Here is a 14,081-nt window from a genome sequence, read left to right as displayed (position 1 = left end):
CCGACGAGCCCGCCGTCACTCGACCGGCAGCGCGGGCGCGAGTCCCGGCGCGCCGGCCGGCCCTACGGGGGCGAACGAGAGGCACCCGGCCGGCGGTGGTGCGACGCCATCAGCCGGTCCGGGCAGCAGGACCTGGATCGACACGTGCCCCTTGTCGGCGAAGTACACCCGGCGGTAGCGATCGAGGAACGGGCTGATCGCCGAGTGCCGGCTCCGCTCGTCGGGGAAGATCGGGACCGCGTCGCCGGTGACCAACCAGATGCGTCCGGCCGAGGTGATCTCGGCCGGAAGGGGGCAGCCGACCCGTCTGGTCCCCTCCGGAACGGGCCGCACGCGGTACGCGCGCTCCTCCGGCAGTCCGAGGCGCACCCCGTAGACCCGGAAGGCCACCCGGTCGCCGTTACCCATGACGAGGACGTCGCCCTGCTTCCACCGGGACTCGACGAACTGGAGGGCGATGCGGTAGTCGTCCGCGCCGTACTGGTAGCGCAGGTTCAGGTCGAGGCGCGCCGGAGTCGTCCAGGCACACAACCCGAGCCCGACCACCCCGACCAGCCCGGCGGCCTGCCCCACCCAGCGACCACGGGCCCTCGAAACGACGCCGATGACCGCGTCCACCAACACAGCCAGCGCCACGAGCAGGCCTGGTACGCAGAACAGCACGAGCCGGCGACCGAACGGATACATCCCCGCGAAGGCGAACAGGTACGCCGCGACGAGCGGGAGCACCAGGAGCACGGCCGTGCTCCTGGACCACCGCCGCGCGAACGCGACGACCACGCCCAGGACGGGAAGAGCGAGCAGGGCCAGCGCCCCGGACCGGGCGAACCCCAGCTCCCTGATCGCGAAGTCCTCCCAGACGAAGTGGTTCCAGCTCAGGAAGCCACTGTCGCCGGTGCGCATGAACGGCGCCCAGTAGGACTCGAACGCCGGGGAGAGCGAGGTGAGATGGCGGGCCCACAGGGCCGCGAGCAGCAAGGAGAGTCCGGGGCCGGCCAGTCGGACCAGCACTCCGAGGAACGATCGGACCCCGCGCCACCACTGGAAAATCCCGACCCAGAGGGCGACGAGTGGCGCCGCCAGCATGAACCCGTGCGAGAGCCACGGACCGACGGCGAGCAGGGCGTACCAGCCGATCTCGAGTCGTCGGGACGGCCCACCGCGGATCAGGCCGACCGCGACCAGAAGCATGGCGGTGACCAGGAACGTGTCGGTGGTGTACTGCTTCGCCTGGGCGGAGTAGAAGACCAGCTGGGGAAGGGTGGCGAGCGCGAGCACCGGGATCGCCGCGGTCCAGGTGTGGCGGACGAAGCGCCTCGCCAGCAGGGCGACCAGCACCAACGTCCCGCAGCCGAGCAGCAGCGGGATCAGCCGGTAGGCGCGCTCCCCGGTGCCGAGCCCGAGGGACACCAGCCGTTCCAGCAGCAGCCAGCCCGGTGGTGCGGACTGGGTGTCGGCCAACGGACCGCCGAGTAGCTTCCGGAGCGGATAGGCGTCCAGGCTCTGTACCAACGCCAGCTCGTCGCGCCAGAACGCCCGGTCCTGCCACCACAGCGCCACCCGGACGACGATCCCGGCCAGGACCGCCGCCCACACCACGAGCCCGCCCACGTTGCCCACGCGGTCCCGAAGTCCCCGAAGGCCCCGCCGCAACGAGCCGGAGGATCCAGCCTCCGCGGCAGCCGGTGGACTGCCGGGTGGGTGAGTTGGCGAGGTGGCGGCGGTCATCTACGCTCGCAGCCTTCGAGCCGGCAGCGACAGGGTGGACGCCGACACGGGGATCGATCTCTTCGGCTCCCTGGCATCCGGGCGATCCTACAAGGATGCGGGAGCCCCGAAACCGCGACGCATGCCTGGTCGGGGGACAACTCACGAAGGACGGTACGCATGGTCGACGCGGAACAGATCGGCTCGGCACTCACGCTGCTGGGGCTACGGCCCGGACATCACGTTCTGGTCCACTCGTCGTTGTCGTCCATGGGGCACGTGGTCGGTGGCGCTCCCACGGTCGTCCGGGCGTTGCTCGACGTCGTGGGAGCCGAGGGCACCGTGCTCGCTCCGACTCTCACCGGACACGAGCACATCGGCCCGCACGAGGAGGTGGTCTTCGATCTCGTCGGCTCACGAGCGTGGACCGGCGCCATCGCGGAGACGGTGCGTACCTGGGACGGAGCCCGGCGATCGGTCCATCCGACCCACTCCGTGGCGGCAGTCGGCGCCGCGGCGCGGCGACTGACCGAGGGCCACGAGGACTGTGTGACCCCATGCGGCCCGGGTTCGCCCTACGCCCGCCTCGCGGCCGACCCGGACGCAGTGATCCTGCTGTTGGGTTGTGGCCACGAGTCCAACACCACCCTGCACCACGTGGAGGAGGTCACCGGATCCGACTACCACCTGCAACCGTTGCCGGTCCACGCGGTGCTCCACGTGGGTGACCGCACCGAGCGACGTGACTACTGGGTCCATCGGTACGGAACACCGCGGAACTTCAGCGCCATCGAACCGCTGCTCGCCCAGCGCGGGCTCCAGACGCTCGGCCCGGTCGGAGCCGCGACGGCCCGGCTGATGCCCGTCGGCAGTCTGGTGTCGCTCGGGACCGAGGTGTTGCGCGCGGCACCCGGCTTCTTCGTCCGGGACGCCCCCGCGCGCGGCTGAACGCCGTGACCTGGCTGGTCTCCGTCACCGCTCGCGTGCGTCTGTGAAGGTGAGCCCGGAGACCAGCCCGGACAACCCCCGGTGGGTTCGCGTCAGGGCGAGCACCAGGCAGACCGGGGCCATCAGGTTGGCCAACCCGCCCGCCCCCGGAGCGAAGGGAGCGAGCCCGACCAGGAGGCAGTAGCCGAAGCCTCCGAACAGCAGTGCGGGAACGAGCCGGAGTCCCGGCCGGGTGCCGTCCGGGCCGGCTCGGCGCAGCCGTACGGCACGCTGCCCGAACGTGACGCCGTCCGCACGGAGTGAGGGGAGGACCAGCAGCAGCACAGCGGGTAGCCAGGGCTTCAGGGCGGAGTTCGCCAGTGCGCCCCACGGCTGCTCCGCCACCTGGGCGTCGAAGCCGTACTCGACGACCAGGTCGAGGACGGTGGCGAGGACTCCGCCGAGCAGGAAGACCGCGACGAGGTCCACCAGCATCCCCAACACCCGCCGCCCGGCGGTGAGCGGACGGGCGACATCCGCGCCGAGGGCGCCCTGGCGTCCGCTGAGCAGGTGCAGCAGCGGCGCGAACATGACGCCGACGGCCGCGCCGAGGCTGTTGGCGAGCAGGTCGTCCACGTCGAACAGACGATAGGCGCACGGGAACAGGAACCAGTTCCCGGTGAACTGGGTGACCTCGATCAGGAGCGACACCCCGGCCCCCGCCAGCACCGCGGTGACCACACCGCGCCGGAGGTAGTGGCGGACGTACGCGCCGAGTGGAACGAACAACGCCACGTTGAACAGGATCTGCTGTATCGCCGGGTTCGCCGGCACCCCGCGCAGGCCCGGCGTCCGCTGCTCCCGCGCGATGTCGTCGAGGAAACGCAGCGGGTCGAGCTGCGGATGGCTCGTCGCCGCGTTGACCGAACACCACGCGTCGTCGACGTGGGGTATCGGGAACAGCGTGTAGGCGACGAGCGCGAACCCGTAGACCAGGAAGCCGAACGCGAGCAGTGCCGGGCCGAGCCCCACCTCGCCGCGCTGCCGATAGCTGCGGAAGACGAACGGTACGAACAAGATGAAGGCGAGCAGCGTCCCGCCGAACAGCGCCGGCAGGGCTGGCAACAGCCGGTCGGAAAGCAATGCCTGACCCTTCGTTCACACTCGTTCGTGGTCTGCCCTCACCAGACCTGACGCCTGCCCGTGTCGACCGGTGAATCTAGTTCATCGAGTTCGGCGGCCGTGCTGGGAGGTTCCGGGCACGGCGATGACACAGAGCCGGACAGCTCTGTCAAGCCTGGCTTGCACCTGAGCGGAGCGTGGTGGTCACCGGGGGTGGCGACGCACGCCGGTAACGGCCGCCACAGCCGATTGACGCGTTGCCAGATCGGCGGCACCTTGTGTCCGGCGCCTCACTGTTGGTGGTCCGTGCCTTCGACCGGAACAACGCGGGAACCACCACCTGCAGGTGTCCAACCACCTCAACCTCGGACGCGGCGTACGCGGAACCCGCCGACCGTCCCCTGAAACGACCAGGAGGAGCACGTGGATCATCGCCTCAGCGCCCTGTCGCGTCGGGCTGTCCTGCTCGGCGGGCTGGCCGCCGCGACGGCGGTGGGAGCCCCGACGATCGCGCACGCCGAGACACGCCCCGGTGAGGGGCTGGCGGACGTCGAGAACGTCGGCCCCGCGTCCCGCATGCGGTACGCCCGGCGAGCCCAGGACAGCTACGCCGCACTGCAGCGCTACTTCCACGACACGGCGAGCGGTCACTACCTGGAGGAGTACCCCCGTACGGGAGGGAACCCGTGGGCGTACGTCTGGCCGTTCTCGCAGGCGATGGTCGCGACCCAGGACCTGGCCGGCCTGCGGGGCCTCGGGCATCGCTACGCACGCGACGTCGACGACCGCTACTCCGCGCTCGAGGGCTACTGGAACGCCGAGACCGACCCGCCCGGCTACGACTCCTACCTGCGCCCACCGCTCGGGCAGGGCGGCGACAAGTTCTACGACGACAACGAGTGGATCGCCCTGGGCATGCTCCAGCGCCACAACATGGCCAGCGGCGGAGACGCGGCGGCGTTGCGACGGGCGGCCGAGATCTTCGACCTGCTCGTCTTCGGGTGGGACACCGACCCGAGCCACCCCTGCCCCGGCGGGGTCTTCTGGACCCAGGCCAGCTGGAGCAACGACCGCAACACCGTCTCCAACGCGCCCGGGGCCGAGGTGGGCGCCCACCTCTACCTCGCCACCAGGCGCCCGTACTACCTCCAGTGGTCGACCCGGATGTATGACTGGGTGCGGTCGTACATGCTCGCGCCGAACGGCCTCTACTGGGACCACGTCGACCTGGCCGGCAGGATCGAGAAGACCCAGTGGTCCTACAACCAGGGCGTCATGATCGGTGCCGGAGTCCTGCTCCACCGCGCGACCGGCGAGCGGAGCTACCTCGACCAGGCCGCCGACACCGCGGACAAGGCGCTCGCGTTCTACGCGGACAACGAGCGCTACTTCAGCCAGCCGGCGAGGTTCCACGCCATCTTCTTCGCCAACCTGCTGCAGTTGTCGGTGCTCCGACCCGACCCCGCCTACCGCGCCGCGATGCAGTGGTACGCCGACGAGGCCCACGAACGGTTCCGCGACCCCGCCACCGGCCTCTACCGCTTCGACGGCTCCGATCCGGTCACGCTGCTGGAGCAGTCCGGCATGGTCCGTATCGAGGCGATGCTCGCCTGGTCGCCGGACGACTACCACAAGCTCACCTGAGCGGAGGATCCGAACGGCTCCGGACCCGTGTCGTACGGTCCGGAGCCGTCGGTCATCCCAGGTCTGGCGAGAGTCCGCTCAAGCTGGTAGGTCGAGCCGGACCTCGGCGCTCCCCTCGCGCAACGAGACAGGGACCGTGATCCCAGCGACCGCCATCGATCTCAGCGCGACGTCACCTTCCTCCACCGTCACCCGCCCCACCAGGTGGTCACCCTCGATGGTCTGGGTCCAGGTCCCCCAACCGCTGCCGACCGTCCAGAACGTGCTCGCGTCGGTCCGGCCGAGGTCGACCGACAACGCTCCGGTGGTCGCGTCCCAGCCGAATCCGGTCCAGGCCACGAACGCCGACCAACTCGCCATCGCCCGGGCGTAGTGGAACCCGCATTCGGCTTCGTCGTAGGGATTCCTTCGGTTGCCTCGATACCGGTCCCGTACGGCGCGGATCAGTTCCAGCCCCTGACTTCGATCGCCGTCGAAGATCATCGAGGTCGCCGCGGTGTACTCGAAGCCGGTCATCGCCTCGTTGAAGTAGGGGAACGGTCGGGCCGGACGGTTCCCCTCGTCGTAGGAACACATCAGGGTCGCCGCCTCGTCGGCCAGCGCATAGCTCCGCATGTTGTTGAAGTGGCCGGACAGGTCACGGTGGAAGTTCCGCCGCCAGATGCTCTCCAGTGTGGTGGCCACGTGCTCGCCATCAAGGAGAGCGCCGAGCCCGACGGTCCGGGAGGCGTACTGGCCGACGAGTTGGTCGACCAGGCAGCCATCCGCGAGTTGCAAGTCCGGATCCTCGACACTGGCGCTGCCCATGCTCGGGTGTCGCAGACCCTCGGCGATGAGGCCGTCCTCTTCAACGGGCCGCACCAGATGCCGATAGAAGGAGCCGTTGAAGAGGTGCGCGTCGAGCCACTTCGACCCGGCGTCCGCGAGGGCGGTGCAGCGGGCCGCGAAGTCCGGCTCGCCCAAGGCTTCTGCCATCACCGCGCACGCCCGGAGAGCGGCGAGATACCACGACCCCATCTGTGGGTTCGGGCCGTAGTACTCCACGTCCATCGTGTTGTGCTGGCAGCCTTCCATGACCCCGTCCGCGTCGGCGTCCCAGCCACCCTCGATCCAGCAGAACTCCATGGCCTTCCGGGCGGAGGGCCACAGTCGTCGAAGCCATTCGTCGTCCCCGCAGAGCCGCCAGTCGTTGTAGAGATGCACCAGGGTGGCCATCTGGCCGTCCGCCGCGGCGATCTTCCAGGTGCGGGCCTTCTCGATCGGCAGGCCCACCCGAAAGCTCATGTGCCCGCGGTCGTCCGTGCACAGCCCGAACTGCGTCTCCCGCATGGACCGGGAGATCTCGGGAAACCAGAATCCCGTGGCGAACTCGTACCCCCAGACGTGGCTGCAGGAGCCGAAACAACTACCGGTCCGATCGGTGAGGCCCTCCCAGCCGTAGAACCTGCCATCAGCCGTACGGAACACCGTCTGGCTCCGCAACGTGCTGAGGTTGAAGATGGCTGCCTCCTTGATCTCTGCCGGTACCGACGAGGCCGCCAGGGCACCGACCGCCCGCACCGTGCGGGCTTCGAGGGCGTCGAGGTGATCCGCGAACCGCTGGACGGTCTCCCAGGGCGACCCGAACACCTCGGCGTAGTGGTTACCGACGATCTCTTCGGCGTACTCCGCCACGTCGATGCCGTGGTCCTCCGAGCGCCAGGCTCGGCGGTTCGGGAAACGCCAGGCCAGGATGAAGACGACCTCGCCCTCCGACCGCGGAGCCAGGTCCACCGACCTGCACAGGCTGCCGACCGGACGCCGGTCGGTCCCGGAACGGTCGTCAAGTCGACCATCGGAGGTCAGGTCGTCCCAGAAGTCGAGCAGGCCCCCACCCCAACTCGCGCTGCTCCACGCCGTCCGGGCACTGACCTCGGCGGCGTCCTCGCCAAGGACCGCCAGCACGAACTCCCCGGCGGGCTCCGCCCGTGCATCGAGGGTCGGCGCCTCCATCCGGATTCCGGTCACCCCTGGGGCCGTCACCATGGTGTTGCGGTTGTCACCGGTCTGGTCATGGGTGCCGTCGGATCCGACGAAGTTCGACAACGACAACGCGACACTGGCGTTCACCCGAACGGCCGTCTTGTTCACCAGCCGGTACCTCAGCACAACCGTCGGCCAACTGCTCGCGTCCAGGTCGCCGGGGACCATCGGGTTGAAACCCTCGACGCTGACCGAGACCGGGCTGGAGTCGTCGTCCAGACGGACTCTGCCGAGTGGGTAGGAGCCGTCGAAACTGGGGTGCGCGAACCTCGGGAGGCCATGGTTGGCGGCAGTCGCACCACGCCATCCTTCGAACGCCCAGTCCGGAAGAGGTCCTTCGAGCACGCGGGTCTGGACACCGGCGCTGGACTGCGTTCGCAGGGCTGCCATGCACACGGCGGGGCGGAAGCCCTTGGCGGGGCGGTTCCCGACCTCGAAGTCCCTCAGGTCGCCGCGACCACCCAGTCCGATCGTGCCGGTACCGATCCCGCCCAGGGGAAGGCTGATCCGATCGAGATGGTCGGCGTCATAGGTCCGGAGGACGGGCCACTCCCTGCGGGACATGAGAACTCCTCGATCGTCGCGGTGGATGCGTCAGTGGGCTGTCGTCGTCAGGTGGCTGCGCGACTGGGCGGTCAGAAACGCAACGGTCCAGACCACCGCGATCGCGCCGGGAAGCACGACCAACAGTCCGGCGGACACGTTCAGCAGCAGCCAGAGTCCCAGTCCCATCGTCGCCACGATCGCGACGGTGGGGACGATGCCGCGCGCCGCCAGGTGCAGTCCATGGATCCACAGGTACCCGAAGGATCGGCGGCGGTCCTCGAGGGCGAGCGGAAAGGCCATGAGGAAACCGAGAACGCCGACGACGGTGATGGACGCCCCCACCCCCAGCGGCACCAGGAACAGGTCGTGGCCCGAGGAGCGCCAGGCGGTGAAGGCGACCGCGGTCAAGGCGAGAACGCCCACTATCGGGGACGCGAGTCGGACCGTCACCGACCAGCCGGTAGGGAGCGTGGCCACATAGTCTCTGAGCCTGAACGTGTCGTCGCTGGTGGCGAGGACCTGGGTCGCCCTGATCATCGGCGCCATGAGCGGCGTCACGAGGTAGCAGAGCGACATCAGGGACAGCAGGTTGACTCCGGGCGCCATCCACATCGTGACAGCGAGAGCGCTCGCCACCACCAGGCTGCCGAGCAGGTAGAGGGGAAGGCTCGTCCACGCACTCCTGACGGCTCGGCGCATGACATCCTCCGCCGGCGGGTTCATCCCCTGATCCCCACCGAGGCGATGCTCTGCACGAACGCCCGTTGGAAGGCGAGGAACAGCACCAGCATCGGCACGACGACGAGGGTGATGGCCGCGAAGATGACGCCGGGTGTGGCGCCGCCGACATTGGACTGCAGTGAGACGAGGCCCACCGGAAGCGTCATCTTCTCAGGGCTGGTCAGGAAGATCAGCGGGCCGAAGTAGTTGTTCCACGAGGCTTCGAAGCCGAGAATCGCCAACGCCGACAGGGCAGGACCGGACAGCGGAACGATGACCTGGAAGAGGATCCGCACGTTCCCGGCGCCATCGATGCGTGCCGCGTCGTCCAGCTCGCGCGGAATGGTGTTGAAGTACTGCCGAAGAAAGAAGATGGCGAACACGTTGACCAGCGCGGGGAGCCAGATCGCCGCCAGGTTGTCGATCAACCCGATGTTGCGCATCAGGACGAAGACCGGGATGACCGTCAACTGCGTCGGAACCATGAGGGCGCTGAGGAGCAGCATGAACAGTGGACCGCGCCCGGGGAAGGACAGCCGCGAGAAGGCGAACGCCGCCAGGACACTAGTGAACAACGACCCGCAGACGACGATGACGGAGACGATCACGCTGTTCAGGGCCATCCGACCGAACGGGAGCACATCGTCGACAGCCTGGAAGTTCTCCAGGCTGAACGGGCGCGGGATCCACTTCGGCGGGAGCGAGAACGCGGCCTCGGGTGCCGTGAGGCTGGTACTGACCAGCCAGACCAGCGGAGCGACCATGATGAGCGCGATCACCAGCAGAACGACGCTGACGACGATGTTCGACGGCCGAAGACTGGCGCGCCGTCGTACCGGGACCGATCCCACGGTGCCCCGTTCTGACTCCATGGTCGAGGTCATGCCGAGTGCACCCACTTTCGGGAACCCCAGAACTGCAGCAGGGTGACCAGCATGATCACCACGAACACGAGGAGAGCGATGGCCGACGCGTAGCCCACCTGGAAGGCCTCGAATCCCGTTCGGTACAGATACATCACGGCAGTGATGGTCGAATCGTTCGGGCCACCACTGGTGATGATCTGTACCGGATCGAAGATCTGGAAGGCACCGATGAAGGTGATGATGGTGGCGAAGAAGAAGGTGGGCGACATCATCGGGAGCGTGACGTGGAAGAACGTCCGTATCCCGGACGCACCGTCGACCCTCGCGGCCTCGACCAGCTCCTTCGGGACGGTCTGGATGCCGGCGAGCATGATTAGGAACGTGTAGCCGATCGTGTGCCAGAAGTCGATCCCGATGATGGAGGGCAGGGCCCAGTCGGGGTCTGAGAAGAATCCAGGGACGGTGAAGCCCAGCCGGGAGACGTAGTGCGAGACCAGACCGAACGTCGGGTCGAGCGCATACCGCCACAGCAACGCGACCGCTGCCCAGGAGATGAGGAACGGGAAGAAGACACACGTGCGCACCAGGTAGGAGAGGGCGCGATGCAGAGGCCGGTTCACCGCCATCGCCAGGAGTAGTCCGCCCACGATGTGGGTGACCACCGAAGCGAACGCGAAGACGAAGGTGTTGGCCAGGGAGCGCAGCAGGATGGGATCGCTGCCCAGTTTCCTGAAGTTCTGCAGCCCGACGAACTGCGGCGGCGTCAGCAGGTCCCACGCGTACAGGCTGAAGATCATCGCGGCGACGAACGGCCCCAGGACGAAGACCACGAAGAGGAGCACCGCGGGGCTGACGAAAAGCCATCCCGCGAGCCCGGACTGGCCCTTTCTCCGTGGTCGATGCCGCGCCTCGACAGCCGGGGAGTCGATCGTGGCGGAAGCCAGTCGGGGAGATCCCATCAGAGCAGTTGCTCCAGCTTGGCATTGGCCTCGCCGAGTGCCGTCGCCGGAGCCTTGGTACCACTGACCGCTGCCAGCCAGGCCTCCTCGATCGCTGCCTGCGTCTCAGCGCCTCGGTCTGGTCCAGGAATCGGAGTGGACTCGTCCAGGATGGACGAGAGCAGTTCGGTGTTCTTCGGAGCGTCCTCCAGAAACGCCGCACTCGTCGCCACCGAGGCGCGGGCGGGCACTGCGGCCGTGCCGTTCTGCACGAGGGCGTCCCCGAACTTCTTGGACATGAAGAACTTGATCAGGGTCCACGCCGCGTCCTTGTTCTTCGACTGCTTCAGAATCGGCCACGCGTCCCAGCCGAGCGGCGTACCGGTCTGGGTCTTCTGCGGGAAACGCACCAGCGTCACCGGGTCGACGAACTTCACGGTGCGCAGCCCGTTGGCCAGCCACCTGCCGCCCGCCATGCATGCGAGCTTTCCCTGCCGCATCAGCGTCGCCGCGTCGAAGGTGCCGCCCGGTTTCGGCGCCAACCCGTCGACAACGAGTGAACGGACGAACTCAGCGGCCTCGATCGCGGCCGGCGCGTCGAAGGTGGCCGTCTTCCAGTCCGCGTCGATCGGTGAGGCCCCGTTGGTCAACAGCCACGGCATCACCTCGGCGAAGTAGCTGTTGCCGGCGGGCATGATGTAGGCGCCGGTCTTCTTCTTGATGACCTCGGCCGCCGACCGGAGATCGTCCCAACTCCATTCGTCGGTGGGAATCTCCAGTCCGGCCTTGGTGAAGAGGTCGGTGTTCACATGCATGGCGACGGTGTTGTAGCTACCGGGGATGTAGTAGGTCTTGCCGTCGGAGGCGGCATAGTGATCGGTCCACTTCTTCAGCGCCTCAGGAACGTCCTTGAAGTAGTCGTCGACCGCGGCCTGGTCCTTCTTGACGTAGGGGTCCAACGGCTCGAGCAGGCCCTTGGACGCGAAGATTCGCTGACCCTCGGTCGCGATCTGAACCACGTCCAGAGGCTGACCTCCGGCGATCCGTGTCGCCACGGCGTTCGCGAATCCGGCCCATGAGTCCCCCGGAATCCCCTGGGCCCTCAACTTGATGTGTGGATTCTCGTCGGAGAACTGCTTGAAGAGAGTGGTGTAACTCTTCTGTAGTTGCGCATCCCCGTAGTAGACGAACGTGAGAGTCGATTCTCCGCTGTTCGCGCCGTCGCCGTCGCCGCCGCAGGCCGCCAGCGGCGCGGCGGCGGGCAGGAGTGCCGCGGCGCCCATCGCGCGGAGCATCGAACGTCGAGACAGTCTCTGATGCCTGGAGTCCATCGCGAGGATCCCTCCCTGAGGCGTTCCGTAAGAGGCGCCGAACATTTCCTCGAGGTTGGACCTGTGACGGATCGATGCTGCCGAACAACCCCGGAATAGCTCTTCGATCACACGTACGCCGGCCCTTTTTCCACCTCCGGGCCGTCACCGCGTCAACGGATCATCGATCCGTATGCAACCCCGGCGAGGTAGCAGGCGCAAGGATCTGGTGGCGGCCTGTTCCGGTCAGTCCGCGCGGTCACGTACGTGCCGCCGGTGAAACGGGTCGCTGAGAGGTGCCGTTGGTGCCACGCGGGTTTGCCCGACGCGGGTCCTGCCGGGGAGCGGCGGAGGTGCTCAGTCGGCGAGCTTCTGGGCGAGGGTGGAAACGTGGTTCCACTTCTGCCATTCGGCGAGGCGTTCCGCGTACGTTTCCACCGCGATCGGCAGGGGCGTGTCCCCGAGGAACAGGCGCAGCGGCGGCTCGGCGGTGTCCACCAGTTCCAGGATCGCCCGCGCTGTGGCCGCCGGGTCGCCTTGCGGCGTGGCGGCGTCGATGGCCGCCATCTGGGCGGCCAGGCCCGCGTACGCCGGAGAGGTCGTGGCCTGGATGGACGACGAGCCGCCCCAGTCCGTGGCGTACGGTCCGGGTTCGACGATCGTCACCTTGACGCCGAACGGCGCGATCTCCTTGGCCAGACCCTCGCTGAAGCCTTCGACCGCGAACTTGGAGGCGTTGTAGAGGGACAGGAACGGCCATGCCACGATCCCGCCGATGCTCGACACGTTGATGATGTGCCCGGCGCCCGCTGTGCGTAGGTGGGGCAGCGCGGCTTGGGTGACCCACACGGCGCCGAGCACGTTGGTGTCGAGCTGCCGACGGGCCTGCTCCTCGGTGACGTCCTCGACGGCTCCGAACAGCCCGTGTCCGGCGTTGTTGACCACGATGTCGAGCGTGCCGAAGTGCTCGTGTGCACGGTCGACCGCCGCGACCACCGCCGCTCGGTCGGTGACGTCAAGGGACAGCGGGAGGACCCGGTCGCCGGCGATCTGCCCGAGCGCCGCCAGAGCCCGCGGGTCTCGGGCGGTGGCCGCCACCCGGTCGCCGCGGTTCAGCGCGGCCTCGGCCCAGATGCGGCCGAAGCCGCGGGAGGCGCCGGTGATGAACCAGGTCCTCATCGTCACTTCTCCATGTCGGTCGACGGCGAACTCGCCGTGGGCGGACTACGCCCGTGAACGGGTGCCAGGATTGGCACGACCGCAACACTAAGCGGTGAGAATTGGACGGAGAATGACCAATGCTCCGAGGTAGTTGCGTGAGCGTCCGGCGCGACTGATCCCGCCCTGGCCGAGGACGACTGCGCTCCATCCGAAAAAGCCCGTTTCCACCCTTTACCAGCGGCCGTCTGGCCACAGGAACGGCTGGCGCGATCTCGACCATCGCGCGACGTACCGTTGAGCGGTGAGCATGCTTCGCTTCGATGAGAGCGGTGCGCGGAGCACCGAACGAACGTATGCGAGCCCTGACGTCGCGGCCCAACGGCGAGAAGTGCTGTCCTTGCTCGCACCGCGACCGGGAGAGCGTGTACTCGACGTCGGATCCGGCCCGGGTTATCTGCTCGCGTCGATCGCGGAGGCGGTGGGCCCGACGGGTGCGGCGCATGGTCTGGACCCGAGCCCGGCGATGAACGCGCTCGCCACCGCCCGTACCGACGGCATGCCGTGGGTCCACATCGACGACGGTGACGCCGTCGCACTGCCGTACCCCGACGGCGCGTTCGACGCGGCGGCGTCCATCCAGGTGTACGAGTACGTCGCCGACATCGCGGGAGCGCTCAGCGAGTTGCGGCGGGTCCTTCGGCCCGGAGGGCGTTCGCTGATCCTCGACACGGACGCGGACTCGCTGGTGTGGCACACGGCTGACCAGGAGCTGCACCGACGCGTCCTCGCGGCGTGGGAGGAACACCTCGTGCACCCGCGTCTCCCGAGGACGCTCGCCGGGCTGCTGCGTCGGGCCGGATTCCAGGTCACGGAGCAACGGGTGTACGCGATGTTCAACGCGCAGCTGGCCCCGGACGCGTTCAGCACCAGATACATGGACACGATCGCGCGATTCGTCGTGGGCCGGCAGGGCCTCCGCGAGGCCGACGCCGCGGCATGGCTCGCCGACCTTCGCGCGCGCAGCGACGAGGGTGACTACCTCTTCAGCATCAACCGGTACGTCTTCCTGGCGACGGCAACCTGACCCCACCGTTTTCGCCGCGGGCCAGTCGTAGACG

11 protein-coding genes are annotated in these 14,081 nt (G+C 68.2%); 3 read left to right on the top strand and 8 right to left on the bottom strand.

Features of this window, described 5'->3' with window-relative positions:
- Nucleotides 1-15 precede the first annotated feature (15 nt).
- Nucleotides 16-1,620 (bottom strand): hypothetical protein, encoded by a 1,605-nt coding sequence (locus tag HEB94_RS18340; RefSeq protein WP_192751020.1) that lies wholly within the window; start codon nt 1,618-1,620, stop codon nt 16-18.
- Between the two features lie 267 nt (nt 1,621-1,887).
- Between HEB94_RS18340 and HEB94_RS18335 the strand changes: the two genes are divergently transcribed.
- On the top strand, nt 1,888-2,655 hold the full coding sequence (locus HEB94_RS18335) for an AAC(3) family N-acetyltransferase (protein WP_192751019.1): 768 nt from the start codon (nt 1,888-1,890) through the stop codon (nt 2,653-2,655).
- 24 nt (nt 2,656-2,679) lie between these two features.
- Here HEB94_RS18335 and HEB94_RS18330 read toward each other — a convergent pair whose 3' ends face one another.
- The gene (locus HEB94_RS18330; protein WP_192751018.1) at nt 2,680-3,777 is read right to left on the bottom strand and encodes a VanZ family protein; all 1,098 of its coding nucleotides are present in this window, start codon (nt 3,775-3,777) and stop codon (nt 2,680-2,682) included.
- 402 nt (nt 3,778-4,179) lie between these two features.
- Here HEB94_RS18330 and HEB94_RS18325 point away from each other — a divergent pair, with 402 nt between their 5' ends.
- The gene (locus HEB94_RS18325) at nt 4,180-5,400 is read left to right on the top strand and encodes a glycoside hydrolase family 76 protein (RefSeq protein WP_192751017.1); all 1,221 of its coding nucleotides are present in this window, start codon (nt 4,180-4,182) and stop codon (nt 5,398-5,400) included.
- A gap of 78 nt (nt 5,401-5,478) precedes the next feature.
- Here HEB94_RS18325 and HEB94_RS18320 read toward each other — a convergent pair whose 3' ends face one another.
- The 6 genes from HEB94_RS18320 to HEB94_RS18295 all read right to left on the bottom strand — a co-directional run bounded on the left by HEB94_RS18320 (nt 5,479) and on the right by HEB94_RS18295 (nt 12,981).
- The gene (locus tag HEB94_RS18320) at nt 5,479-7,986 is read right to left on the bottom strand and encodes a GH116 family glycosyl-hydrolase (protein WP_192751016.1); all 2,508 of its coding nucleotides are present in this window, start codon (nt 7,984-7,986) and stop codon (nt 5,479-5,481) included.
- 30 nt (nt 7,987-8,016) lie between these two features.
- Entirely contained in the window at nt 8,017-8,667 is a 651-nt protein-coding gene (locus tag HEB94_RS18315) for a hypothetical protein (protein WP_192751015.1), read from the bottom strand.
- Nucleotides 8,668-8,687: 20 nt separating this feature from the next.
- Entirely contained in the window at nt 8,688-9,560 is an 873-nt protein-coding gene (locus HEB94_RS18310; protein WP_192751014.1) for a carbohydrate ABC transporter permease, read from the bottom strand.
- An 8-nt stretch (nt 9,561-9,568) separates the two neighbouring features.
- Complete coding sequence (locus HEB94_RS18305; RefSeq protein ID WP_192751013.1) at nt 9,569-10,513, bottom strand: carbohydrate ABC transporter permease; 945 nt, start codon at nt 10,511-10,513, stop codon at nt 9,569-9,571.
- Nucleotides 10,513-11,775 (bottom strand): ABC transporter substrate-binding protein, encoded by a 1,263-nt coding sequence (locus tag HEB94_RS18300; protein WP_192751012.1) that lies wholly within the window; start codon nt 11,773-11,775, stop codon nt 10,513-10,515. Before HEB94_RS18300 ends, HEB94_RS18305 begins: the two co-directional genes overlap by 1 nt.
- A 384-nt stretch (nt 11,776-12,159) precedes the next feature.
- Nucleotides 12,160-12,981, bottom strand: a complete 822-nt coding sequence (locus tag HEB94_RS18295) for an SDR family NAD(P)-dependent oxidoreductase (RefSeq protein WP_192751011.1) — start codon at nt 12,979-12,981, stop codon at nt 12,160-12,162.
- A 289-nt stretch (nt 12,982-13,270) separates the two neighbouring features.
- Between HEB94_RS18295 and HEB94_RS18290 the strand changes: the two genes are divergently transcribed.
- The gene (locus HEB94_RS18290) at nt 13,271-14,047 is read left to right on the top strand and encodes a methyltransferase domain-containing protein (protein ID WP_192756527.1); all 777 of its coding nucleotides are present in this window, start codon (nt 13,271-13,273) and stop codon (nt 14,045-14,047) included.
- Nucleotides 14,048-14,081 lie beyond the last annotated feature (34 nt).

Source organism: Actinopolymorpha pittospori, assembly GCF_014873875.1.
GTDB lineage: Bacteria > Actinomycetota > Actinomycetes > Propionibacteriales > Actinopolymorphaceae > Actinopolymorpha > Actinopolymorpha pittospori.
Note: the sequence above shows the minus strand (reverse complement) of the source record. Positions and strands in the feature narration are given on the sequence as shown.

Coding starts and splice junctions, on each gene's coding strand:
- HEB94_RS18335 (WP_192751019.1), top strand. CDS start 1,888: ATGGTCGACGCGGAACAGATCGGCTCGGCACTCACGCTGCTGGGGCTA.
- HEB94_RS18320 (WP_192751016.1), bottom strand. CDS start 7,986: ATGTCCCGCAGGGAGTGGCCCGTCCTCCGGACCTATGACGCCGACCAT.
- HEB94_RS18315 (WP_192751015.1), bottom strand. CDS start 8,667: ATGCGCCGAGCCGTCAGGAGTGCGTGGACGAGCCTTCCCCTCTACCTG.
- HEB94_RS18310 (WP_192751014.1), bottom strand. CDS start 9,560: ATGGAGTCAGAACGGGGCACCGTGGGATCGGTCCCGGTACGACGGCGC.
- HEB94_RS18305 (WP_192751013.1), bottom strand. CDS start 10,513: ATGGGATCTCCCCGACTGGCTTCCGCCACGATCGACTCCCCGGCTGTC.
- HEB94_RS18300 (WP_192751012.1), bottom strand. CDS start 11,775: ATGGGCGCCGCGGCACTCCTGCCCGCCGCCGCGCCGCTGGCGGCCTGC.
- HEB94_RS18295 (WP_192751011.1), bottom strand. CDS start 12,981: ATGAGGACCTGGTTCATCACCGGCGCCTCCCGCGGCTTCGGCCGCATC.
- HEB94_RS18290 (WP_192756527.1), top strand. CDS start 13,271: ATGCTTCGCTTCGATGAGAGCGGTGCGCGGAGCACCGAACGAACGTAT.